This is a genomic window from Lysobacter sp. TAB13, from assembly GCF_052113885.1.
Lineage (GTDB): Bacteria > Pseudomonadota > Gammaproteobacteria > Xanthomonadales > Xanthomonadaceae > Lysobacter > Lysobacter gummosus.
Window position 1 is genome coordinate 161,287 of the sequence record NZ_JBFRDR010000004.1, and the last position, 23,282, is coordinate 184,568.

At 67.9% G+C, this 23,282-nt stretch carries 20 protein-coding genes, 1 other RNA gene and 1 pseudogene; 17 read left to right on the top strand and 5 right to left on the bottom strand.

Annotated elements, in window-relative coordinates; translation table 11 throughout:
* Positions 1–109: 109 nt before the first annotated feature.
* Positions 110–523 carry a YraN family protein gene (locus tag AB4Y92_RS06835; RefSeq protein WP_441818943.1) on the bottom strand — a complete coding sequence of 138 codons (414 nt, stop codon included), beginning with the start codon at positions 521–523 and terminating at the stop codon, positions 110–112.
* The gene (locus tag AB4Y92_RS06840; protein ID WP_441818944.1) at positions 507–1,862 is read right to left on the bottom strand and encodes a penicillin-binding protein activator; all 1,356 of its coding nucleotides are present in this window, start codon (positions 1,860–1,862) and stop codon (positions 507–509) included. Before AB4Y92_RS06840 ends, AB4Y92_RS06835 begins: the two co-directional genes overlap by 17 nt.
* A 233-nt stretch (positions 1,863–2,095) precedes the next feature.
* Here AB4Y92_RS06840 and rsmI point away from each other — a divergent pair, with 233 nt between their 5' ends.
* Positions 2,096–2,923, top strand: coding sequence for a 16S rRNA (cytidine(1402)-2'-O)-methyltransferase (gene rsmI / locus AB4Y92_RS06845; protein WP_057944124.1), 828 nt, complete (start codon positions 2,096–2,098; stop codon positions 2,921–2,923).
* Between the two features lie 10 nt (positions 2,924–2,933).
* On the opposite strand, the gene AB4Y92_RS06850 is transcribed toward rsmI, so the two are convergent.
* Positions 2,934–3,275: a hypothetical protein gene (locus AB4Y92_RS06850; protein WP_441818945.1), complete on the bottom strand. Its 342-nt coding sequence runs from the start codon at positions 3,273–3,275 to the stop codon at positions 2,934–2,936.
* A gap of 99 nt (positions 3,276–3,374) precedes the next feature.
* Here AB4Y92_RS06850 and rnpB point away from each other — a divergent pair.
* Positions 3,375–3,734, top strand: an RNA gene (rnpB, locus tag AB4Y92_RS06855) — RNase P RNA component class A.
* 374 nt (positions 3,735–4,108) lie between these two features.
* Here the strand turns inward: rnpB and AB4Y92_RS06860 are convergent.
* Positions 4,109–4,690 (bottom strand): ester cyclase, encoded by a 582-nt coding sequence (locus AB4Y92_RS06860; RefSeq protein WP_441818946.1) that lies wholly within the window; start codon positions 4,688–4,690, stop codon positions 4,109–4,111.
* A gap of 477 nt (positions 4,691–5,167) precedes the next feature.
* Between AB4Y92_RS06860 and mraZ the strand changes: the two genes are divergently transcribed.
* The 15 genes and pseudogenes from mraZ (at position 5,168) to lpxC (ending at position 22,441) form a co-directional block, all read left to right on the top strand.
* The gene (gene mraZ / locus AB4Y92_RS06865; protein WP_057944121.1) at positions 5,168–5,614 is read left to right on the top strand and encodes a division/cell wall cluster transcriptional repressor MraZ; all 447 of its coding nucleotides are present in this window, start codon (positions 5,168–5,170) and stop codon (positions 5,612–5,614) included.
* Positions 5,615–5,625: 11 nt separating this feature from the next.
* Positions 5,626–6,567, top strand: a complete 942-nt coding sequence (gene rsmH / locus AB4Y92_RS06870; protein ID WP_441818947.1) for a 16S rRNA (cytosine(1402)-N(4))-methyltransferase RsmH — start codon at positions 5,626–5,628, stop codon at positions 6,565–6,567.
* Positions 6,564–6,827 (top strand): cell division protein FtsL, encoded by a 264-nt coding sequence (gene ftsL, locus AB4Y92_RS06875; protein ID WP_215059394.1) that lies wholly within the window; start codon positions 6,564–6,566, stop codon positions 6,825–6,827. Before rsmH ends, ftsL begins: the two co-directional genes overlap by 4 nt.
* Positions 6,824–8,836 carry a peptidoglycan D,D-transpeptidase FtsI family protein gene (locus tag AB4Y92_RS06880; protein WP_441818948.1) on the top strand — a complete coding sequence of 671 codons (2,013 nt, stop codon included), beginning with the start codon at positions 6,824–6,826 and terminating at the stop codon, positions 8,834–8,836. Before ftsL ends, AB4Y92_RS06880 begins: the two co-directional genes overlap by 4 nt.
* An 8-nt stretch (positions 8,837–8,844) precedes the next feature.
* Positions 8,845–10,356: a UDP-N-acetylmuramoyl-L-alanyl-D-glutamate--2,6-diaminopimelate ligase gene (locus AB4Y92_RS06885; protein WP_441819060.1), complete on the top strand. Its 1,512-nt coding sequence runs from the start codon at positions 8,845–8,847 to the stop codon at positions 10,354–10,356.
* The gene (locus AB4Y92_RS06890) at positions 10,353–11,747 is read left to right on the top strand and encodes a UDP-N-acetylmuramoyl-tripeptide--D-alanyl-D-alanine ligase (RefSeq protein ID WP_441818949.1); all 1,395 of its coding nucleotides are present in this window, start codon (positions 10,353–10,355) and stop codon (positions 11,745–11,747) included. Before AB4Y92_RS06885 ends, AB4Y92_RS06890 begins: the two co-directional genes overlap by 4 nt.
* On the top strand, positions 11,737–12,825 hold the full coding sequence (gene mraY / locus AB4Y92_RS06895) for a phospho-N-acetylmuramoyl-pentapeptide-transferase (protein WP_057944117.1): 1,089 nt from the start codon (positions 11,737–11,739) through the stop codon (positions 12,823–12,825). Before AB4Y92_RS06890 ends, mraY begins: the two co-directional genes overlap by 11 nt.
* Entirely contained in the window at positions 12,825–14,138 is a 1,314-nt protein-coding gene (gene ftsW, locus AB4Y92_RS06900; RefSeq protein WP_441818950.1) for a putative lipid II flippase FtsW, read from the top strand. The genes mraY and ftsW overlap by 1 nt, the downstream gene beginning before the upstream one ends.
* Positions 14,135–15,226 carry an undecaprenyldiphospho-muramoylpentapeptide beta-N-acetylglucosaminyltransferase gene (gene murG / locus AB4Y92_RS06905; protein WP_441818951.1) on the top strand — a complete coding sequence of 364 codons (1,092 nt, stop codon included), beginning with the start codon at positions 14,135–14,137 and terminating at the stop codon, positions 15,224–15,226. Before ftsW ends, murG begins: the two co-directional genes overlap by 4 nt.
* Positions 15,227–15,386: 160 nt before the next feature.
* Complete coding sequence (murC, locus tag AB4Y92_RS06910; RefSeq protein WP_441818952.1) at positions 15,387–16,832, top strand: UDP-N-acetylmuramate--L-alanine ligase; 1,446 nt, start codon at positions 15,387–15,389, stop codon at positions 16,830–16,832.
* On the top strand, positions 16,829–17,806 hold the full coding sequence (locus tag AB4Y92_RS06915; RefSeq protein ID WP_441818953.1) for a D-alanine--D-alanine ligase: 978 nt from the start codon (positions 16,829–16,831) through the stop codon (positions 17,804–17,806). The genes murC and AB4Y92_RS06915 overlap by 4 nt, the downstream gene beginning before the upstream one ends.
* Positions 17,803–18,483: pseudogene (locus AB4Y92_RS06920) on the top strand (cell division protein FtsQ/DivIB); the annotation flags it as partial. The gene AB4Y92_RS06915 and the pseudogene AB4Y92_RS06920, both read left to right, overlap by 4 nt.
* A 56-nt stretch (positions 18,484–18,539) precedes the next feature.
* Positions 18,540–19,775, top strand: coding sequence for a cell division protein FtsA (ftsA, locus tag AB4Y92_RS06925; RefSeq protein WP_057944111.1), 1,236 nt, complete (start codon positions 18,540–18,542; stop codon positions 19,773–19,775).
* 128 nt (positions 19,776–19,903) lie between these two features.
* Positions 19,904–21,124, top strand: coding sequence for a cell division protein FtsZ (gene ftsZ / locus AB4Y92_RS06930; RefSeq protein ID WP_235113830.1), 1,221 nt, complete (start codon positions 19,904–19,906; stop codon positions 21,122–21,124).
* Positions 21,125–21,520: 396 nt separating this feature from the next.
* Complete coding sequence (lpxC, locus tag AB4Y92_RS06935) at positions 21,521–22,441, top strand: UDP-3-O-acyl-N-acetylglucosamine deacetylase (protein WP_057944109.1); 921 nt, start codon at positions 21,521–21,523, stop codon at positions 22,439–22,441.
* A gap of 372 nt (positions 22,442–22,813) precedes the next feature.
* Here lpxC and AB4Y92_RS06940 read toward each other — a convergent pair whose 3' ends face one another.
* On the bottom strand, positions 22,814–23,281 hold the full coding sequence (locus tag AB4Y92_RS06940; protein WP_083512651.1) for a DUF721 domain-containing protein: 468 nt from the start codon (positions 23,279–23,281) through the stop codon (positions 22,814–22,816).
* Position 23,282: the final 1 nt, after the last annotated feature.

Sequence of the window (23,282 nt, forward strand, 5' to 3'; positions counted from 1 at the left end):
GATTGCGCGATTGCGGAAAGGTTTGGCGACCTGATCGAAAGGCATCGGGGCTGAAGCCCCTCCCACAAGAGCAAATCCCACAGCAGCAAATGCCACAAGCGCAAAAACGCTAGACATCGTCGGCGCGAAACGCATCGCGCAACCAGTTCAAGCGAGGCTGCGCCGGATCGCCATCGGCCTCGATCACATCGAAGCGGCACGGACACTCGGCATAACGCGGATGAGCGAGCAAAAACGCCTGCGCGGCCAGCACCAGCTTGCGGCGTTTGCGCGCGTCCACCGAGACCGCGCCGCCGCCGAAGCGATCGTCGCGGCGGTAACGCACTTCGACGAAGACCACGGTGTCGGCGTCGAGCACGACCAGATCGAGCTCGCCGAAACGGTAGTTGGCATTGGCCGCTACGGCGCGCAGGCCGTGTTCGAGCAGATACGCGCGCGCCGCGGCTTCGACTGCAGCGCCGCGGCCGCGACGATCCGACGCGCTGCGCGCCGGATCGGCCGCCGGATCAGCGGCGCGAGGCATCCGCCAGCGGCACCGCGACGCCGCTGCTGAAGGTGGACCACGCCGGCGTGCGCAGCACGGTGCCGCCGCCGTCGATGCGCAACACGCCGGTCGCGCCGGCGATGTAGGCGTCCGGACGCGAAGCCAGACGTTCGAGATACGCGCTGAGCTGCCAGGCGTCGTAGCCGAAGGCGAACAGGCGCGCGCCGCCGGGGCCGCGCGCGGTCGGCAGGGTCTGGGCGACGCCGACCGCCGGCGACAGGCCGCGGATGCCGCCGGCGGTCCAGGTTTCCGAGGGGAAGGCGATGCCGTCCAGGACGCGGTCCTGCTCCGGCTTGCCGGTGCCCTGCAGCACTTGCGAGGTCGCCACGCGCGGCTTGTCGGACAGGCCGACCATCGCCAGCTTGGGTACCAGATTGCGCGCCGAGCTGCCCTTGACCGCGAGGAACACCGCATCGACGCCGCCTTCCTTGGCCACGAACGGGCCCAGGTCGGCGGTGCCTTCGCTGACGCTGTCGGTGACCACCGCGCCGGCGCCGGCCAGGCGTTCCTTCAGCGCGGCGATCGCGCGGCGCTGGCCGTCGTCGCCGCCGTCGATGGCGAGCACGCGCTTGACCTTGCGTTCGAGCAGGTAGTCGGCCGCGGCCAGGCCTTCGTCTTCCGGCGTCAGCGAGAAACTGACGTTGCCGCTGGGCGGCGCCACGTTGCCGCGGTTGAGCGCGAGCACCGGCACCGGCAAGGCGCCCTTGGCGAACAGGGCGCTGACTTCATCGCGGCCGAGCGGGCCGATGACGAAGTCGTTGCCGTCGGCCACGGCCTTGTCGTAGGCGGCGAGGGTGCCGCCGCCGGTGCTGCCGGTGTCGTAGAAATTGATTTCCGGACGGCGCCGGGTTTCGCCGTAATAGGCGGCGTTCAAGCCGTCGCGCACCGACGCGCCGGCGATCATGCTCGGGCCGCTGGAGGGCAGCAGCACCGCCAGTTTCATCGGCGGGCGGTAACCGTCGGCTTCCGCGGGCGGGCGCTGGCCGGCGTTGAAGCTCCAGTCCGAGCTGCGGTCGAACGGGCGCGGCAGCGGCAGTCCGCGCTTCATCAGCGCGCGGCCGACGAAGTTGTACAGCGGATCGCCGGGCGGCAGCGCGTTGGCTTCGCGGCTCAAGGTGGCGTCGTCGAGCTGGGTCAGCAGGCGATCGATCTGTTGTTCGTTCGCGGCGCGCTCCGCGCCGGTCAGGCCGCCGTGCTTGCCGGCCAGATGGCCGGCCTGGGCCACGATCGGATTGGAGGCGCTGACCGCGGCGGTGGGCCGGGTTTCCACGCTGGCGCAGCCGCCCAACAGCGCGGTCGCCGCCAAAGCACTGAACATCCATGTCAAAGCGGGCCGGTTTTTCTTATAAGTCATCGGCTTGCATTCGCCGCGCAGCGGCGTTCCTATGGGACCGGTTAGGATTCTACCCGGCCTGGGTAGCGGTGAATCATTCGCGCCGCCCCGGCTTCAGGTACGGCGCTGGACGGCGGGTACGGCATCCGGCGCGCGCGCCGGTCCGGCTCTGGCGCACCCGGCGCCACCGGCCAAGCGATTTCATTCAGTTGAGCACGATGCAGACTCCCGCCACCTTACATATCGTCGCCACCCCGATCGGCAATCTCGGCGACCTCACTCCGCGCGCGCTGGAAACCTTGCGCAGCGTGGCGGCGATCTGCGCCGAGGACACGCGCCATACCCGCCAGTTGCTGTCGCATTTCGGCCTGGAGCGGCCGCTGCTGGCTCTGCATCAACACAACGAAGAACAACAGGCGGCGCAGTTGGTGGCGCGCTTGCAGGCGGGCGAGTCGCTGGCGTTGGTGTCCGATGCGGGCACGCCGTTGGTCAGCGATCCGGGCTATCGATTAGTCCGCGCCGCGCGCGCGGCCGGCATCCGGGTGTCGCCGGTGCCGGGCGCTTGCGCCGCGATCGCCGCGCTCAGCGTCGCCGGCCTGGCCTCGGATCGGTTCAGTTTCGAAGGATTCCTGCCGGCCAAGACCTCGGCGCGGCGCGAGCGCCTGACCCGGCTGGCGGCCGAGCCGCAGACGCTGTTGTTCTACGAGTCGGCGCACCGCATCGAGGAAACCCTGGACGACATGGTGGCCGCGTTCGGCGAACAGCGCGTGGCGGTGATCGCGCGCGAGCTGACGAAACTGTTCGAGACCGTGCTCGACGGCCCGCTGGTGGAACTGGCGGCGCGAGTGAAGGCCGATCCCAATCAGCGCAAGGGCGAGTTCGTGGTGATCGTCGAAGGCGCCGGCGACGATGCCGACGCCAAGGTGATCGAAGGCAAGCGCATTTACGCCAAGCTCAGCGAACACCTGCCGCCGTCCACCGCGGCGAAGCTGGCGGCGGAGTTGAGCGGGGCACCGCGCAAGGCCCTGTACGGCAGCGGCGAGTAAGCGCGGTCGATTAGCCCGGCGGCGGTTTGCGCAGGGGCCGCATCGCCGCGACCAGTTGATCCAGCAGTTCCGGCCCCGCCACTACGTCGAAGCACCAGCGGTCTTCGGAGATGAAGATCGGCAGGCCGTTGACCTGGAGCGTGCGTTCGCCGCCGTCGATGCTGAAGGAGCGTTCGCCGTCGGCTTCGCTTCGGCGGATCGAGCCATAGGCCGGCCAGAACGCGGCCTGCAGTTCTTCCTCGGTCCAATCGGGCAGGCGCTCGGAGAGGCTTTGAGCGTCGAGCAGGCCGGCGCGGCGGAGCATGCCGCGTGGGTACAGCGGGTAATGGTCTTCGGGGTCGTCGCTTTGCATGGGCCGGCCGATCCTCGCCGCGGCGCGCGGATGCGCGGTATTCGCCAATTTAACTGCGCGACGGCGGTTGGGCGCGTGCGCGTGCGACAATGCCGGCGCGAAGTAGGCCAGGCAGTCGCGTCATCGGGTCGCAAGATCCGGTGCCGAGGAAAGTCCGGGCTCCACAGGGCACGGTGCCAGGTAACGCCTGGGCGGCGCGAGCCGACGGAAAGTGCAACAGAGAGCAGACCGCCGAACGGCCCGCAAGGGTGCGTGGTAAGGGTGAAACGGTGCGGTAAGAGCGCACCGCGAGTCTGGCAACAGACCGGCACGGCAAACCCCACCGGGAGCAAAACCAAATAGGGAGACTATGTCGCGGCCCGCGATGTCTCCGGGTAGGTTGCTTGAGCGTAACGGTGACGTTGCGCCTAGAGGAATGACTGTCCACGACAGAACCCGGCTTATCGGCCTACTTCGCGCTTCTTAGGCATTCGCCTAAGAAGCCCCAAAGTTTGCGTAGCAAACTTTGGGCCCCAGCTCATTGGCATCCAAATCCCCGCCCCTTCGGGGCGCCCCCTTTACTAAAGGGGGCTCTCGTATCGATGCGGGCGCGGCGAACGATCCGCTTTCGCTTGAAGCCCTCTCCCGCTTGCGGGGTGAGTGGGCGCTGCTTGCGAGCCATCGGCTCGCGCGTCCGCGAACGCCCAAACGCTACGCGTTTGGGCTGGGGCGGGTTGGGTGAGGGCGCGCGAGCTCACGCGTCTGCGTGAGCTGCAGCGGCTGGTCCTCATCCGGCCCTTCGGGCCATCTTCTCCCGCTCGCGAGAGAAGGGCTCGATCCGGTTCTGCGCGCCGTTACTGCGCCGCGCCGATCTGCTTCATGAAGGCCTGGTTGTCCCAGAACAGCCACTCCTCAACCATTACCCCTTTTTCCCACCGGCCGATCGTGGCCATGTCCAGCTTGAAGCGCTTCTGGGTCGGGGCCAGGGTCTTGCCGTCGCCCAGCGCCATCGGCTGGCTGAAGGTGCCCTCCATCACTCCGGTCACCGCGGTCAGGTTGCCCTGGGCGATCTTGATCGGATGAACCTTGATCTTGGTGTCTGGGGCGAAGGCGAACAGCGGTTTGAGTTCGGCGATGTGCGCGTCCAGGCCGGTGGTGGTGCGGCCGTCGGGGTAGTGCACGAGGATGTTCTGCGCGTGGCTCTTATGGAAATCGTTCCACTGCTGGTTGCTGTAGTGGACGAAATCGAGCTCGTCGAAGGTCTGCAGGTTGCGGTCCTGCTGGGCCTGTTCGGCCTGCATGCGCTTGAGGATGGTCGCGTCGGCGGCCGCGGCGGTCAGGGGCGCGCGGTCGGGCGGGGCGCGGTTGCAGCCGGCTGCGAACAAGGCGGCCAGGGACAGGGCCAGCAGGCCGGCGCGCAGGGGCGTGGTGGACATGGGGCGGGACTCCGGGAAACGGTGCCGGCCACGCTAGGCCCTGCTGCGTGAACCCGATGTCGGTCTGCGCGGCCGCCGCATTGCGCCCATGTCGATAGTTGCCAGCGATCACGCCGGCAAATCCGATCTTCTGCGCCGATCTTCGCCTTTTGCTGCGCGGCAACATGGCCGCGGCATGTCCAAACAACTGTGACGGAGTTCGCTCAAGGGTCACTTTGTGACGTTCAGAGTCTCAAAACATGAGACGAAACAAAGGGTAGTGGATAAGTCTTGAATAAGACTCTGAAGTTCGCTGCAAGCCATTGATGCGCCTAGCGAAATTTGGCCAGGAAAGTTGTTGACAACCCTGTGGGCCCTGCTAATGTGGACATCCGAGGGAAAACCTGGGTTTTAGTGGTTTTCGGAGGCCAATCGCCCAGCCGGGCGAAAGAACTGAGGTGACCCGTCCGGTAGAGACGGGAGCCGCAAAGGTGCGCAATGTTCCAAGGCGAAACCGCCATCACGATCGACGACAAGGGCCGGCTGGCGGTGCCCACCGCTTACCGTGACCTCGTCGCGCGCGAGTGCGACAACCGCCTGGTCATCACCTACAACCCCTTCGAGTCGGGCTCTCTCTATCTGTATCCGCTGTCGATCTGGGAACGCGTTCGCGACCAGGTCAACAAGCTGCCCAAGGTCAAGCAGGTCAATCGCAACATGCAGCTCAAGCTGGTCGGCGCGGCGGCGTTCGTCGAACTCGACGGCAACGGCCGCATCACCGTCCCGGCCAGCCACCGCGCCGCGGTCGGCATCGAGAAGAAGGCCGTATTGCTGGGCATGGGCGACAAATTCGAACTTTGGAGCGAGCAGGCGCACCACGCGCAGATCCGTCAGACCATCACCGACGACGATCTGAGCGACGAACTGCTCGACTTGCAGCTATGACGGGCGGTGGCATGGAACGCACGCACGCGCGATCCGGCCACCTTCCCGTGATGTACCGGCAGGTGCTTGAAGGCCTGCGGGTGCACGGGAACGGAGCCTATCTGGACGGCACGTTCGGACGCGGCGGGCATGCCCGCGGCGTGCTTTCGCAATTGCAGGCCGGAGGCCGGCTACTGGTGATGGACAAGGACCCCGAAGCGATCGCCGTGGCCGAAAGCGAGTTCGGCGGCGATCCGCGCGTGTCCATCTATCGCGGCAGCTTCGCCGACCTGGCGCAGTGGGACGCGACCGCGGCCGGTCTGGACGGCGTGCTGCTCGACCTGGGCGTGTCCTCGCCGCAATTGGATGTGGCCGAGCGCGGTTTCAGTTTCGGCAAGGACGGCCCGCTGGACATGCGCATGGACCCGGACAACGGGCTCAGCGCGGCGGAATGGTTGGCCAAGGCGGGCGAGAAGGAGATCGCGGACGTGTTGTGGACGTATGGCGAGGAACGGCAGAGCCGCAAGATCGCGCGCACCATCGTGGCGCGTCGCGACGGGCAGCCGTTGACCCGCACCGCCCAGCTCGCCGACCTGATCGCCTCGGTCATGCCGCGCGGCGACCAGAAGATCCACCCGGCCACGCGCAGCTTCCAGGCCATCCGCATCTTCATCAACCGCGAGCTGGCCGATCTGGAACTCGGCCTGGACGCGGCGCTGGCGCGGCTCAAGCCGGGCGGCCGGCTGGCGGTGATCAGCTTCCATTCGCTGGAAGACCGCATCGTCAAGCAATTCATCCTGCGTCACTCCAAGGCGCCGCCGGCCAACCGCCGCATGCCGGTGGAGATCGACTTCACCCCGACCCTGCTCGCCATCGACGGCGCGCAGAAGGCCGAGTGGGAGGAAACCGCCGACAACCCGCGCGCACGCAGCGCCGTGTTGCGCGTGGCCGAGAAGCTGGAGGTGGCGGCATGATGCGCCTGCTGCTGGCCCTGCTGATCGTCGCCAACGTGGTGTCCGCGCTGCTGGTGGTGTTCGCGCGCCACGAGCATCGCCAGCTGTTCGTGCAGCTCAACAAGCTGCAGCGCGAACGCGACGAGCTCAATATCGAATTCGGCCGGCTGCAGCTGGAGCAGGCCACCTGGGCGGAAAGCAACCGCATCGACCAGGTCGCGCGCGAGCGCATCGGGATGAAATTTCCCGAAGGCGGCGAAACCGTGGTGATCCGGCCATGAGCGCGCGCAAGAACAACAAGCGCCCCGGCCGCAGCGGTCCGCTCGACCGCGTGCTGGGCGAGCGCGGCAATCGCGGCGGCGGCCTGGACCGGCTGGTCGAGAACCTCGGCGAAGGCTTCTCGCGCCTGCGCGATGAGCGCGCGCGCGCGGCCGGCAACAAGCCGCGCAACCGCAACGCCCAGTTCAATCTGCGCAACCGCCTGATCCTGGTCGGCGGCGCGCTGGGGCTGTGCTCGCTGGCGCTGCTGGGCCGCGCGCTGGACCTGCAGGTGATCAGCAACGACTTCTACCGCCAGCAGGGCGACGCGCGCTCGCTGCGCGAGATTCCGATTCCGACCTCGCGCGGCATGATCACCGACCGCAACGGCGAGCCGCTGGCGGTGTCCACGCCGGTCGAATCGATCTGGGGCAACCCGAAGGAACTGGCCAAGAGCCCCGAGCGCCTGCCGGAACTGGCCAAGGCCCTGGGCGTGGCGCCGGACGAACTGACCCGCAAGCTGTCGCAGCGTTCGGGCAAGGAGTTCATGTACCTCAAGCGCCGGATCAATCCGGACGAGGCGCGCAAGATCCTGGCCTACAAGATTCCCGGAGTGTTCTCGCAGCGCGAGTTCCGCCGCTTCTACCCGCAGGGCGAATCGATGGCGCACGTGCTGGGCTTCACCAATATCGACGACCGCGGCCAGGAAGGCCTGGAACTGGCGTTCGACCACGAACTGCGCGGCAAGCCCGGCACCAAGCGGGTGATCCGCGACGGCGCCGGCCGCATCGTGGAGAACGTCGATCTGGTGCAGTCGGCCGAACCGGGCAAGGACATCACCCTGACCCTGGACCGGCGCATCCAGTACCTGACCTATCGCGAACTGCGCCGCGCTCTGATCGACACCGGCGCCAGCAGCGCCTCGGCCGTGGTCCTGGACATCGAGACCGGCGAAGTGCTGGCGATGGCCAATCTGCCGACCTACAACCCGAACATGCTGGGCGCCGGCAATCGCGACACTCATCGCAACCGCGCGATCACCGACGTGGTCGAGCCGGGTTCGACGATGAAGCCGATCACCGTCGCCGCCGCGCTCAACGCCGGCACCGTCAAGCCGACCACCCTGGTGAACACCTCGCCGGGCTGGATGCCCAATGGCCGCTACCGCATCACCGACACGCACAACAACGGCGTGTTGACCGTCACCGGCGTGATCACCAAGAGCTCGAACATCGGCGCGGCCAAGCTGGCGCTGCCATTGCCTAACGACTACTTCTATAAGTTCATCCGAAACTTCGGCTACGGCAGCAAGCCGGGCAGCGGCTTCCCGGGCGAATCCTCGGGCCTGCTCGCGCCGCCGCAGCGCTGGAGCGGCACAACCAAGGCGACCATGGCCTACGGCTATGGCCTGTCGGCCACGCCGATGCAGATCGCGATCGCCTACGCGGCGATGGCCAACGGCGGCAAGCTGATCCAGCCGACCTTCGTCAAGGGCCAGCCCAACGAAGCGCATCAGGTGCTCGACCCGGTCGTGGCCGGCGAAATCATGCGCATGATGCAGACCGTGACCGAGCCGGGCGGCACCGCCAAGCAGGCCGCGATCCTGGGCTATCACGTCGCCGGCAAGACCGGCACCACGCGCAAGTTCAGCGCCACCGGCGGTTATTCGAAGAAGTACGTGTCGCTGTTCGCCGGCGTAGTGCCGGTGGAGAAGCCGCGCTTTTCGATGGTGGTGGTGGTCAGCGAGCCCGATCCGACCAAGCGCGGTTACTACGGCGGTTCGGTGTCCGGCCCGGTGTTCCGCAACGTCATGGACGGCGCGCTGCGCCTGATGGACGTGGCGCCGGACGACATCGAAACCTGGCTGGCGGTGCAGGCCGCGGCCGAGGCCAAGCGGCTCAAGCAAAACGGCGGCAAGCCGACCGGCCCGGTGGTTCCGGCCGCGGCGACCGCGACCCACGCGGTCGCATCGCCGCCGCCCATCGCCGCCAGCAGCGTCGCGCAGGCCGCGGCCCACGGAGGCGCTCGATGAGCCGCCTCATGGCCCTGGCCGAACTGTTGCCCGACATCGCCGGCATCCCCGGCGATCTGCGCATCACGGGTCTGGTGATGGACAGCCGAGCGGTGCGTCCGGGCAATGCCTTCGTGGCCATCGCCGGCTTCGGCGCGCACGGGCTCAAGTTCGTCGAACAGGCGCGCGCGCAGGGCGCGGTCGCGATTTTGTTCGAGCCGCCCGCGCCCGAGGATATTCCCGCGCCCGCCGATGCGATCGCGGTGCCCGGGCTGCGTTCGCGCCTGGGCGAGATGGGCGATGAGTTCCACGGCCGCGCCACCGAAGCGATGACCGTGGTCGGCGTGACCGGCACCAACGGCAAGACCTCGACCGTGCAGTTGATCGCGCAGGCCTGGGCCTTGCGCGGCATCCGCTGCGGCACCGTCGGCACGCTCGGCGCCGGCTTGTACGGCGAGATCGTCCCGACCGGTTTCACCACGCCGCTGGTGCTGCAGTTGCACGAACTGCTGGCCGACATGCACGACGCCGGCGCGCAGGCGGTGGCGATGGAAGTCAGCTCGCACGCGCTCGATCAGGGCCGCGTGGCCGGCGTGCATTTCGATGTCGGCGTGTTCACCAATCTCACCCGCGATCATCTCGACTACCACGGCGACATGGCCAGCTACGGCGCGGCCAAGGCGCGTTTGTTCGCGTGGTCGGGGCTGAAGGCGGCGGCGATCAACCTGGACGACGAGTTCGGCCGCGAACTGATCGCGCAGCTGCCCAAGAGCGTGCGCGCGATCGGCCTGAGCTCGCGCGGCCGCGACGGCGCCACGGTGCGCGCCGAGGCGTTGAGCTTCGACGGCCGCGGCATCGGTTTCGATCTGGTGGTCGCCGGCAAATCGCATCCGGTCGCCTCCAAGCTGCTCGGCCGCTTCAACGTCGACAATCTGCTGGCGGTGGCCGGCGCGCTGTACGCGCTGGACGAAGCGCCGGCGCAGATCGCGCAGACCCTGTCGCAGCTGGAACCCATCCACGGCCGCATGAACCGCCTCGGCGGCGATGGCGTGCTGCCGCTGGTGGTGATCGACTACGCGCACACGCCCGACGCGCTGGAGCAGGCATTGGCCTCGCTGCGCGCGCACGCCAACGCGCGCCTGATCTGCGTGTTCGGCTGCGGCGGCGAGCGCGACCGCGGCAAGCGCCCGCAGATGGCGGCGATCGCCGAACACGACGCCGACCTGGCCATCGTCACCGACGACAACCCGCGCGGCGAAGACGGCGACGCCATCGTCGCGGACATTCTCGAAGGCTTCCGCGATCCGCAGCGCGCGGTCGTGCTGCGCGATCGCCGCGCCGCGATCGAGTACGCGATCGGTGAGGCCGGCCCCGACGACATCGTGCTGGTGGCCGGCAAGGGGCACGAGCCTTATCAGGAAATCCACGGCGTGCGCCATCCTTTCGACGACACCTTGATCGCCCAGGCCGCGCTGGAAAGCCGCGAGCCGCGCAAGGACGCGCATGTGTCGCCGGCCCTGGGCGGGGAGGAGCGGCCATGAGGCGCCTGCTGCTGTCCGAAATCGCGCGCATGACCGGCGGCCGCCTGCACGGCGAAGACGCCGCGATCGACGTGGTCGCCACCGATACCCGCGCGCTGCCGGCGAGCGGCGCGGCCTTGTTCGTCGCGCTCAAGGGCGAGCGTTTCGACGGCCACGATCATGTCGCCAAGTTGGCCGGCAACGCCGTGGCCGGCGCGCTGGTGTCGCGTGAGGTCGATGCGCCGATCGCGCAGGTGATCGTCGCCGACACCGAGCGCGCGCTGGCCGATCTGGCGACCACCGTGCAGTCCACCCGCGACACCCGCGTGGTCGCGATCACCGGCAGCAACGGCAAGACCAGCGTCAAGGCGCTGACCACGGCGATCCTGGAACAGGCCGCGCCGGGCCGCACCTATTCGACGCCGGGCAACCGCAACAACGAAATCGGCCTGCCGCTGGCGGTGCTGGACGCGCCGGAAGACGCGCAGTTCGCCATCTATGAAATGGGCGCGGGCAAGCCCGGCGACATCGATTACCTGGTGCGCATCGCGCGCCCGCAGGTGGCGCTGGTCAACAACGTCGCGCCGGCGCATCTGGAGCGCATGGGCAGTCTGCTCGGCATCGCCGACACCAAGGCGGCGATCTACGACGCGCTGCCGTCCTACGGCGTGGCTGCGATCAATGCCGACGATGCGTTCGCGCCGTATTTCGAGAATCGCGCTTCCGGCCGCACGATCATCCGCTATGGGATCGACGCCAGCGCGGAGGTTACAGCTCGGGATGTTCACGTCGGGCCTGAGGGTTCTACGTTCGCGCTTGTAACCCCGCTGGGCGAGGCCAAGATTGCGCTGAAGGCGATTGGCCGCCACAACGTGCGCAACGCGCTCGCCGCGACCGCGCTGGCCTTGGGCGCGGGCGTGTCGCTGGACACCATCGCCGCCGGCCTCGATGCCGCGCAGCCGGTCGATGGCCGCCTGATCACCCATCGCCTCGACAACGGCGCGGTGCTGATCGACGACAGCTACAACGCCAACCCGGGTTCGACCGCGGCCGCCATCGACACTCTGGCCGAGATGGCCGGCGAGAACTGGCTGGTGCTCGGCGCGATGCGCGAGATCGGCAACGAGGAAGTCGCCATGCACGCCGAGATCGGCCGCCGCGCCAAGGCCGCCGGCCTGCGCCGCCTGTTCGCGCTGGGCGAACTGCCGAGCGCCGCCGCGCAGGCCTTCGGCGAAGGCGCGCAAGTGTTCGACAGCCACGACTCGCTGGCGCGCGCGCTCGACACCGAGCTGCGCGAGGGCGTGCGCGTGTTGGTGAAAGGTTCGCACAGCAGTGCGATGGACAAGATCGTGACGGCGTTGCTGTCCGCGCACACACCCGCAACGGGGAAGGGGACGACGCATGTTGCTTGAACTCACTCGCTGGCTTGAACAACTGCAGAGCCTGTTCGGTCTGTTCGGCTATCTGACCTTCCGCGGCATTCTCAGCGCGTTGACCGCGCTCGCCCTGTCGCTGTGGTGGGGCCCGGCGGTGATCCGCAAGCTCGCCCAGTACAAGGGCGGCCAGCCGATCCGCCAGGACGGCCCGCAGAGCCACTTCTCCAAGGCCGGCACGCCGACCATGGGCGGCGCGCTGATCCTGATGACGGTGCTGGCCTCGGTGCTGCTTTGGGGCGACCTGCGCAACAGGTATGTGTGGCTGGTGCTGGCGGTGATGCTGTGCTTCGGCGCGATCGGCTGGTACGACGACTGGATCAAGATCGTGCGCCGCGATCCCAACGGCCTGAAGTCGCGCTGGAAGTATCTGCTGCAGTCGATCTTCGGCCTGGCCGCCGGCGCCTTCCTGTACTTCACCGCCGATCCGGCGGTGGTCGCGAGCACCACGTTCTATGTTCCGCTGATCAAGGCGGTGGCGATTCCGCTCGGCGCCGGCCTGATCGTGGTGGCGTATTTCTGGATCGTCGGCTTCTCCAACGCGGTCAACCTCACCGACGGCCTGGACGGGCTGGCGATCATGCCGACCGTGCTGGTGGCCTGCGCGCTGGGCGTGTTCGCCTACGCTTCGGGCCACGCCGAGTTCTCCAAGTACCTGCAGATTCCGCAAGTGCCCGGCGCCGGCGAGTTGGTGATCATCTGCGCGGCGATCGCCGGCGCGGGTCTTGGATTTTTGTGGTTCAACACCTATCCGGCCATGGTGTTCATGGGCGACATCGGCGCGCTGGCGCTGGGCGCGGTGCTCGGCACCATCGCCATCATCGTGCGCCAGGAACTGGTGCTGGTGATCATGGGCGGCGTGTTCGTGATCGAAACCCTGTCGGTGATGATCCAGGTCGCCTCGTTCAAGCTCACCGGCAAGCGCGTGTTCCGCATGGCGCCGATCCATCACCACTTCGAACTCAAGGGCTGGCCCGAGCCGCGCGTGATCGTGCGCTTCTGGATCATCTCGGTGGTGCTGGTCCTGGTCGGTCTGGCCACGCTCAAGGTCCGCTGATGGAAAATTCCGCACGCCAGGCAACCCGGCTCGACGCCATCCACGGTCGCTACGACCCGTGGCTGCTTTTCGTGTCCGCGGCGCTGGCCTGCGTCGGCGTGGTGATGGTCGGCTCGGCCTCGCTCGGCGTCGCCGCGACCCACGCGGTGGACCCGTTCTACTTCCTCACCCGCCATCTGATCTTCCTCGGCATCGGCCTGGGTCTGGCGTTCTGGCTGATGCGCACCGAGCTCAAGACCATCGAACAGCACAACCAGTGGCTGCTGCTGGTGTGCGTGGTGCTGTTGCTGGCGGTGTTCGTGCCGGTGATCGGCAAGCAGGTCAACGGCGCCAAGCGCTGGATCAACCTGGGGCCGGCCAGCTTCCAAGCGGTCGAGGCGGTCAAGCTGATGTACATCGTCTGGCTGGCCAGTTACCTCAAGCGCTTCAGCGAAGACATTTCCGCGACCTGGGGCGCGATGCTCAAGCCGATCGGCGTGGCCATCGTGCTGGTCGGCCTGTTGCTGATGCAGCCGGACTTCGGCTCGTCCTCGCTGCTGCTGGCGATCACCGCCGGCATGCTGGTGCTGGGCGGCGTCAACATGCCGCGCATGTTCGGCCCGGTACTGATCGGCCTGCCGGTGCTGGCGGTGATCGCCATCGCCGAGCCCTACCGCGTGGTGCGCCTGACCTCGTTCCTCAATCCCTGGGTCGATCCGTTCGGCACCGGTTATCAGCTGACCAATGCGCTGATGGCGGTCGGCCGCGGCGAATGGACCGGCGTCGGCCTGGGCGCGTCGGTGCAGAAGCTGTCGTACCTGCCCGAGGCGCATACCGACTTCATCATGGCGGTGATCGCGGAAGAGTTCGGCTTCGTCGGCGTGTGCGCCGTGGTCGGCCTGTACATGCTGCTGTCCGGGCGCGCGCTGTGGATCGGATTGAAGTGCGTGGAAATGCGCCGCCACTTCTCCGGCTACGTCGCCTTCGGCATCGCGCTGTGGATGGGGCTGCAGAGCTTCGTCTCGATCGGCGTGAACCTGGGCCTGCTGCCGACCAAGGGCCTGACCCTGCCGATGATTTCCTACGGCGGCTCCAGCGTGGTGATGAGCTGCGCGGCGCTGGCGGTGTTGCTGCGCGTGTCCTACGAACTCGACCGCGCCCAGCGCCAGGTCGCGCGCCTGCGCGGCGAAGCGACCCAGCCCGCGGCCGGCGCGCCGGCCACGGCGAATCCGATTCCGTCCGCCGCCGCCAACAGCGCGCGCGGCAACGACGCCGCGCGCGGCACCAGCCGCCTGCGCGAGCGGGTCGAGCCGACGCTCGGGAGGTCCGCATGAGCGAGCTTCCCTCGAGCGAGCGCCCGGTGATGATCCTGGCCGGCGGCACCGGTGGACATATCTTCCCGGGATTGGCGGTGGCCAAGGCTTTGCGCGGCCGTAACGTCCCGGTGTGCTGGCTGGGCGCCGACGGCGGCATGGAAACCCGTCTGGTGCCGCAGCACGGCATCGACATCGACACCCTCGCCATCGGCGGCGTGCGCGGCAAGGGACTGGCGACGCTGTTGCGCGCGCCGTTCCGGCTGGCGGCGTCGGTGCGCGCGGCGCAGCGCGTGCTGCGCCAGCGCCAGCCGCGCGCGGTGATCAGCTTCGGCGGTTACGCCGCCGGCCCCGGCGGCATCGCCGCGCGGCTGGCCGGTCTGCCGCTGATCGTGCACGAACAAAATCGCGCCCCGGGCCTGACCAATCGCGTGCTGTCGCGTTTCGCCCGGCGCGTGCTGACCGGGTTTCCGGACACTTTCGCCAATGTCAGCGAAGAAGTCGTCGGCAATCCGGTGCGCGCGGAAATCGCCGGCATCGAGCCGCCGGCGCAGCGTTTCGCCGATCGCAGCGGTCCGCTGCGCCTGCTGGTGCTCGGCGGCAGCCAGGGCGCGCGCGCGCTCAACAGCGCGGTGCCGCAGGCGATCGCCGGTTTGCGCGGGCGCGTGCCGTGCGAAGTGCGCCATCAATGCGGCGAGAAGTTGCTGGCCGATGCGCAGCAAGCCTATGCCAAGGCCGGAATCATCGCTTCGTTGGAACCTTTCATCGCCGACATGTCGGCCGCTTACGGTTGGGCCGACCTGGTGGTCTGCCGCGCCGGCGCGCTGACCCTGGCCGAGCTGTGCGCGGCCGGCGTCGGCAGCGTGCTGGTGCCGTTCCCGCAGGCGGTGGACGACCACCAGACCAAGAACGCGCGCTTCCTGGTCGATCGCGGCGCGGCGCAGTTGCTGCCGCAGGCCGGCGAAGACTTGGGCGCGCGCCTGTCGGCGACGATCGAAATCCTGGCCGAGCGCGGCGTGCTGCTGCAGATGGCGCAAGCGGCGCGAAGCATCGCCAAACCCGACGCGGCCGATCGCGTCGCGGAGATTGTGCTGGAGGTGGCGCGATGAGCCGCTTCGCTGACGGGAATCGGGAATGGGGAATCGGGAATCGGCAAAAGCCGGGTGCCCGGCCATTCGCGCCTGGTATCACCGACAAAGTTTCAAATCGCGACGAAACCCGCTTCACCCGATTCCCGATTCCCCATTCCCGACTCCCGGATTTCAAAGCATGAGCACCGCACTCCGCCGCCGCCTGCAGCACACCGGCGATCTGGCCAAGGCGTTTCCGCGCGTGCATTTCGTCGGCATCGGCGGCACCGGCATGAGCGGCATCGCCGAAGTCATGTGCACGCTGGGTTATCAGGTGTCCGGCTCGGACATGGCCGACAACGCCGTGACCCGCCGCCTGGCCTCGATGGGCGTCACCGTGCACCGCGGCCATTCCGCCGCCAACGTGCTCGGCGCCGATTGCGTGGTCGTGTCCAGCGCGATCAAGCGCGACAACCCGGAACTGATGGAAGCGCGCTCGCAGCGCATTCCGGTGGTGCCGCGCGCGGAAATGCTGGCCGAGCTGATGCGCTTCCGCCGCGGCATCGCCGTGGCCGGCACCCACGGCAAGACCACCACCACCTCGCTGACCGCCAGCGTGCTGGCCGAGGGCGGCATCGACCCGACCTTCGTGATCGGCGGCAAGCTGCTCGCCGCCGGCGCCAACGCCGGCCTGGGCGGCGGCCAGTGGCTGGTCGCCGAGGCCGACGAAAGCGACGGCAGCTTCCTGCGCCTGAATCCGCAGATCGCCATCGTCACCAACATCGACGCCGATCACCTGGAAAACTACGGCGGCGATTTCGCCAAGGTCCAGGCCGCGTTCGAGGAATTCCTGCACCGCCTGCCGTTCTACGGCCTGGCCGTGCTGTGCATCGACGACGCCAACGTCGCCAAGCTCGCCGCCGAAACGCCGCGCCACGTGATGACCTACGGCTTCGACGAAACCGCCGACGTGCGCGCCGAAGACGTCAGCCAGAACGCCGGCGCGATGCATTTCACCCTGTGCCTGCCCGACGCGACCCGCACCGCGGTGACGCTGGCGTTGCCGGGCCGGCACAACGTGCTCAACGCGCTGGCCGCCGCGTCGGTGGCGTGGCAGTTGGGCGTGCAGCCCGATGCGATCGCGCGCGCGCTGGAGAAATTCGCCGGCATCGGCCGCCGCTTCAACCTGCTCGCCCAGATCAAGACCGACAAGGGCGCGACGGTGCAGTTGGTGGACGACTACGGCCATCACCCGAAAGAGCTCGAAGCGGTGTTCGCCGCCGCGCGCGGCGGCTGGCCGGACAAGCGTCTGGTGGTGGCGTTCCAACCGCATCGTTACAGCCGCACCCGCGATCTGTTCGACGACTTCGCCGCGGTGCTGTCGTCGGTGGACGCGCTGGTGCTGACCGAGGTCTATCCGGCCGGCGAAGCGCCGATCGCCGGCGCCGACGCCAAGTCGCTGGCGCGCGCGATCCGTGCGCGCGGCCGCATCGACCCGGTGGTGGTCAACACCGCCGCCGATCTGGCCGGTGTGCTGCCGGACGTATTGAACGACGGCGACCTGCTGTTGCTGATGGGCGCCGGCGATATCGGCGCGGCCGCGCAGCAGTTGTCGAGCAACGGTTTCCAAGGAGAATCCAAGTGAGTTCGCAGTTCGCTCCGCTTCGCGTCACCGATCCGGCGGTATTCGGCCGCGTCGCCGTGCTGATGGGCGGCACCAGTTCCGAGCGCGAGGTGTCGTTGGATTCCGGCCGCGGCGTGCTCGAAGCGCTGCGCTCGCGCGGCGTGGACGCATTCGCGGTCGACGGCATTCCGGCCTTGATCGACGCCATTCGCGCCGGCAGCGTGGACCGTGTCTTCAACATCCTGCACGGCAACAAGGGCGGCGGCGAAGACGGCGTGCTGCAAGGCGTGCTCGAAGCGCTCGGCGTGCCCTACACCGGTTCGGACGTGCTGGGCTCGGCGCTGGCGATGGACAAGATCCGCACCAAGCAGGTGTGGATCGGCGCCGGCCTGCCGACCCCGAAGTACAAGCGCATCGCCAAGGGCGACGACGTGCACGCGGCGGCGCAAGAGATCGGCCTGCCGGTGATCATCAAGCCGTCCAGCGAAGGCTCTAGCGTCGGCGTGTCGCGCGTGCTCAAGGACGCCGATATCGACGATGCCGTCGCATTGGCCGCGCGCTATCCCGGCGAGATGCTGATGGAGCAGATGGTGATCGGCGAGGAACTCACCGTGGCCGTGCTGATCAACGGCGAGGGCTACACCGCGCTGCCGTCGATCCGCATCGTCCCCAAGGGCGAGTGGTACGACTATCACGCCAAGTACATCGCCGACGACACGCAATACCTGTGTCCGGGCCTGGAAGGCGAGATCGAAGAGGAAATCCGCCGCCTGGCGATGGAGGCCTTCGTCGCCGCCGGCTGCAAGGGATGGGGCCGCGTGGACTTCATGCGCGACCGCACCAGCGGACAGCTGTACCTGATCGAGGTCAACACCGCGCCGGGCATGACCAGTCATTCGCTGGTGCCCAAGGCCGCGCGTCAGCTCGGCATCGAGTACGACGAACTGTGCTGGCGCGTGCTCGAAGCGACCGTGCAAGGAGGTGCGGTGGCGTGAACGCCCTGCTGCGACTCGTCGGATGGGTGCTGGCGCTGGCCTTGGTCGCGCTGCCGGTCGTGGCCGTGCTCAACGGCTGGATCGGCGCGAACCAGTGGCCGCTCAAGCGCCTGCGCGTGACCGGCGAGTTCGAGCGGGTCGACGCGGCGGCGCTGCGCAAGACCCTGCTGCCGTATGCGCAGCGCGGTTTCTTCGCGGTCGATCTGCCGCGCGCGCAGGACGCGGTGGCGAAGCTGCCGTGGGTCGAGCACGCCGAAGTGCGCAAGCGCTGGCCCGACGTGCTGGAAGTCAGCGTGATCGAGCACAAGCCGTTCGCGCGCTGGGGCAAGGATCAGTTGTTGTCCGAGCAGGGCCGCCTGTTCCCGATCAGCAACATCCAGGTGCCGGCCAACCTGCCGCAGTTCGGCGGTCCGGACACGCGCGTGGCCGATGTGGTCGCGCTGTACAACGAGTCGCGCGAGTTGTTCGCGCCGATCGGCCTGGACGTGAAGCAGATCGAAGTCGATCAGCGCGGCAGCTGGACCCTGGGCCTGGCCAACGGCGCGCAGATCGTGGTCGGCCGCAGCCAGGCGCGGGCGCGGTTGAGCCGCTTCGTCAAGTTGTTGCCGCAGTTGATGGCGCAGCGGGTGCAGGTGCTGGCGCGCGCGGATCTTCGTTACACCAATGGTTTTTCGCTGTCGTGGGCGCCGGTACAGGCGCCGGCGGCGGCACCGAAGCAGCAGCAAGGACAGTCATGAATCGCAAAGGCGACAAGTCGCTGATCGTAGGCCTGGACGTCGGCACCTCGAAAGTGGTGGCGCTGGTGGGCGAGTATTCGCCCGGCAATCCCATCGAGGTGATCGGCATCGGCTCGCACGAATCGCGCGGGCTCAAGCGCGGCGTGGTCGTCGATATCGAATCCACCGTGCAGTCGATCCAGCGCGCGATCGAGGAAGCCGAGCTGATGGCCGGCTGCGAGATCCGCTCGGTGTACGCCTCGATTTCCGGCAACCACATCCAGTGCCGCAACTCGCAGGGCATCGCCCCGATCCGCGACGGCGAGGTCACCTACGGCGATCTGGACCGGGTGCTGGACGCGGCCAAGGCGGTGGCGATCCCGGCCGACCAGAAGATCCTGCATGCGATCCCGCGCGACTACGTGCTCGACGATTCGCAGGAAGGCATCCGCAATCCGGTCGGCATGACCGGCGTGCGCCTGGAGGTGCATGCGCACCTGGTGGTGTGCGCGCAGTCGGCCGCGGCCAACATCAGCAAGTGCGTGCAGCGCTGCGGCCTGCAGGTGGACGATCTGATCCTGGGCGTGCTGGCTTCCAGCAACGCGGTGCTGACCAGCGACGAGCGCGAGCTCGGCGTGGTGCTGGTCGATATCGGCGCGGGCACCACCGACATCGCGGTGTTCGTGCAGGGCGCGATCGCGCACAGCGCGTCGCTGCCGATCGCCGGCGACAAGGTCACCGAGGACATCGCGCACATGCTGCGCACGCCGACGCCGGAAGCCGAGCAGATCAAGGTGCGCTACGCCTGCGCGCTGGCGCAGATGGCAACCGCCGAGGAATCGATCCAGGTGCCCAGCGTCGGCGACCGTCCGCCGCGGCGCATGCCGCGCCACTCGCTGGCGCAGGCGGTGCAGGCGCGCTACGAGGAAATCTTCGAAATGATCCAGGCCGAGCTGCGCCGCTCCGGTTTCGAGCATCACGTCCGCGCCGGCATGGTCCTGACCGGCGGCGCGGCCAAGATGGAAGGCGTGGTCGAGCTGGCCGAGGAAATGCTGCAGATGCCGGTGCGCGTGGGCATTCCGCAGCACGTCACCGGTCTGGGCGAAGTGGTCGGCAATCCGGTGCACGCCACCGGCGTGGGCCTGCTGCTGATGGGCAGCCAGATCGAAAACCCGCGCCGTCCGGTGATCTCCACCGGCCGCGCCGGCAGCTTCTTCAACAAGATCAAGAACTGGTATCGCGGCGAGTTCTGACGCGGCGGTATCGGAGTCTCACGGCCGAGGCGAGGGCGCCATGGCCGACAAGCGGGCAGCGTGGCGAGCGTACTGGCATACATCCCCCACCCAATAACTAGCAGTACATAAAACTAGAGGACGAGGACATGGCACATTTCGAATTGGTTGAAAAAATGGCCCCGAACGCGGTCATCAAGGTCGTCGGCGTGGGCGGCGGCGGCGGCAACGCCGTGGCGCACATGGTCAGCGGCAACGTCGACGGCGTGGAATTCATCACCGCCAACACCGACGCCCAGGCGATCAAGAACTGCGGCGCCAAGCTGCAGCTGCAGCTGGGCAGCAACGTCACCAAGGGCCTGGGCGCCGGCGCGAATCCGGAAGTCGGCCGTCAGGCGGCGCTGGAAGATCGCGAACGCATCATGGACGCGCTGACCGGCGCCGACATGGTCTTCATCACCGCCGGCATGGGCGGCGGCACCGGCACGGGCGCCGCGCCGGTCGTGGCTCAGCTCGCGAAAGAGATGGGCATCCTGACCGTGGCGGTCGTGACCAAGCCGTTCCCGTTCGAAGGCCGCCGCCGTATGCAGGTCGCGCTCAAGGGCATCGAGGAGCTGTCGCACCACTGCGATTCGCTGATCACGATCCCCAATGAGAAGCTGATCACCGTGCTCGGCCGCAACGCGACGATGATCCAGGCCTTCCGCGCCGCCAACGACGTGCTGCTCGGCGCCGTGCAGGGCATCGCAGATCTGATCGTGCGTCCGGGCCTGATCAACGTCGACTTCGCCGACGTGCGCACCGTGATGAGCGAGATGGGCCTGGCGATGATGGGCACCGGCGCCGCGCGCGGCGACGACCGCGCTCAGGCCGCGGCCGAGTCGGCGATCCAGAACCCGCTGCTCGACGACGTCAACCTGGCCGGCGCCAACGGCATCCTGGTCAACATCACCGCCGGTCCGGACTTCACCATGGCCGAGTTCGACGAAGTGGGCCGCACTATCGAAGGCTTCGCTTCCGAAGACGCCACCGTGGTCATCGGCACCGTGCTCGATCCGGACATGCAGGACGAGGTCCGCGTCACCGTGGTCGCCACCGGCCTCAACCGCGTCGCCGCCAAGCAGTCGGTGCGCGGCCAGGGCTATGACCGCGAATCGCAGCGCACGCCGATCCAGCTGGTGCGCAACGCGACCACCGGCCAGCCCGAGTTCGGCGCCATGGACGACGTCGGCCATGCGCCGATGCCGAGCTTCGGCGGCAGCCTGCGCGGCAACACCCGCCAGGAACCGACCGGTCCGGCCGTGGCCGATTTCGGCAGCGACAACAGCTACCTGGACATCCCGGCGTTCCTGCGCCGCCAGGCGGATTGAGGCGTTGAAGCCAGGAATGAGTGCGCAGGAGTGAGAAACGAGTAGAAGCCCGGCTTTTACTCACTGCTCACTCCTCTTAGCTCGTTCCTGCTTCAAGAACCACCCAAGGGCCGGACTCGTCCCCGGCCCGAGGCATCTTGCCCCGGCGTTATCGCGCGGGGCTTTGGGCCGGTCGGCCCGACCCCGCAAGGGCGGGCCGACCGGTCAGTTTGACGCTTGCTGTTGACAACGGCGGGACAGTGCGTCCTTTTCGTTCAGGTTCAGCGACCTGCGTGCTAATCTTGCGCAGTTTCGTGTCCGTCCCCATTAGCTATTCCGTCCTCGCGGCCCTCGCGCCTTGCGGACGGACAGCCAGCAAAATCCCAGAACAAGAACTTCGCGGAAGTCCCCACGACCATGCTGCGTCAGCGCACCCTCAAGAATGTGATCCGCGCCACCGGCGTGGGCCTGCACAGCGGCGAGAAGGTTTTTCTCACCCTGCGTCCGGCCCCGGTGGACACCGGCATCGTGTTCCGCCGCGTCGATCTCGACCCGGTGGTGGAGATGCCCGCGCGCGCCGATCTGGTCACCGAGACCACGTTGTGCACCGGCCTCACCTACGGCGTCGGCAAGGTCATGACGGTCGAGCACCTGCTCTCGGCCATGGCCGGGCTGGGCATCGACAACTGCTATGTCGAACTGTCGGCGCCGGAAGTACCGATCATGGACGGCTCGGCCGGTCCGTTCGTGTTCCTGCTGCAGTCCGCCGGCATCGCCGAGCAGGACGCGCCCAAGCGTTTCATCCGCATCAAGCATCCGGTGGAAGTGCGCGAAGGCGACAAGGTCGCGCGTTTCGAGCCGTTCGAAGGTTTCCGCCTGGGCTTCACCGTGGTCTTCGACCATCCGGCGATTCCGGCCTCGCAGTCGCGCGCGGAAGTGCAGTTCTCCACCGAGAACTACATCCGCGAAGTCAGCCGCGCGCGTACCTTCGGCTTCATGCGCGATCTGGAATACATGCGCGAGCGCAACCTCGGCCTGGGCGGCTCGATGGACAACGCGATCGTGCTCGACGAATTCCGCGTGCTCAACGACGACGGCCTGCGCTACGCCGATGAGTTCGTGCGTCACAAGATCCTCGATGCGGTCGGCGACCTGTATCTCGCCGGCCATCCCATCATCGGCGCCTACGAAGGCCACAAGTCCGGCCACGCGCTCAACAACAAGCTGGTGCGCGCGCTGCTGGCCGAGCGTTCGGCCTGGGAGTTGGTGAGCTACAGCGACGCCGAGCCGGTTCCGGTCGCCTACGGCGAACCGCTGACGGCCGGATACGCCGCCTGAAATAGCGCCGGGTCGCCCCGATAGGTCGCCCGGACAACGCCGGACCCGCGCCTCGCCGAGGTCCGCAACGCGCCCGCCACGGCGCTCGATCGACCCAAGGGCATCCGGCCGCGCCGCGATGCCCGCTTCGCGCCGGACTCCTCCGGCTTTATGCGAAGCCCGCCGGCCCCGTGACGCCGGCCGCAAAAAGTCAGGAACGTTAACTCGGTCACACTCGTGAACGTAGCGTGACGCCTTAACGTTTTTCTAACGAAACTTTTCTGGAACCCTTCCGAACGCTTAACAAACCCCGGGGTCCCGGCCAGTAGGATTCCCCGACCCGGCACTCGGACCCCCGCCGGCTCGCCCCCTGAAGCGCGAGCCTACCGAGCGTCAGCTGGCATCGTTGGAACCCGACGGATCGGGCTTGTTCAACGACGCCAGTGCGGCCTGCAGCGCAGCTTGCGTCGCGGCCGACATGGGTTTGGCCTTCCGAACCGGTGCTGCCGCCGGGTTGGGAACCGTCGTCTTGACGACGAGTTCGGCCGTATCCAGTCCGATGGATCGGGCTGCGTCGAGCAGTTCCGGAGCCGCGAGCCGAAGCTTGGCGCGCCACACCGGGGCATCGACGACGTACACGAGCCTGCCGCGTTCGAAGTTGGCCAGCCGCGCATGCGCGGCGATCGAAGGCGGCAGGTAGGGGCGTAACCGACGGTCCAGTTCGTCGAGCCACAGCGCTCGCCGGACGATGGAACCGCCCGGGTTGCCGGTAGCGGGGTCTGCTCCCGCCAGCGCATCCATAGCGATGCGCGGCGAGGATGGGCCGCGCGATGGCGGCCTTTTGGGCTTGTAATCAGACATC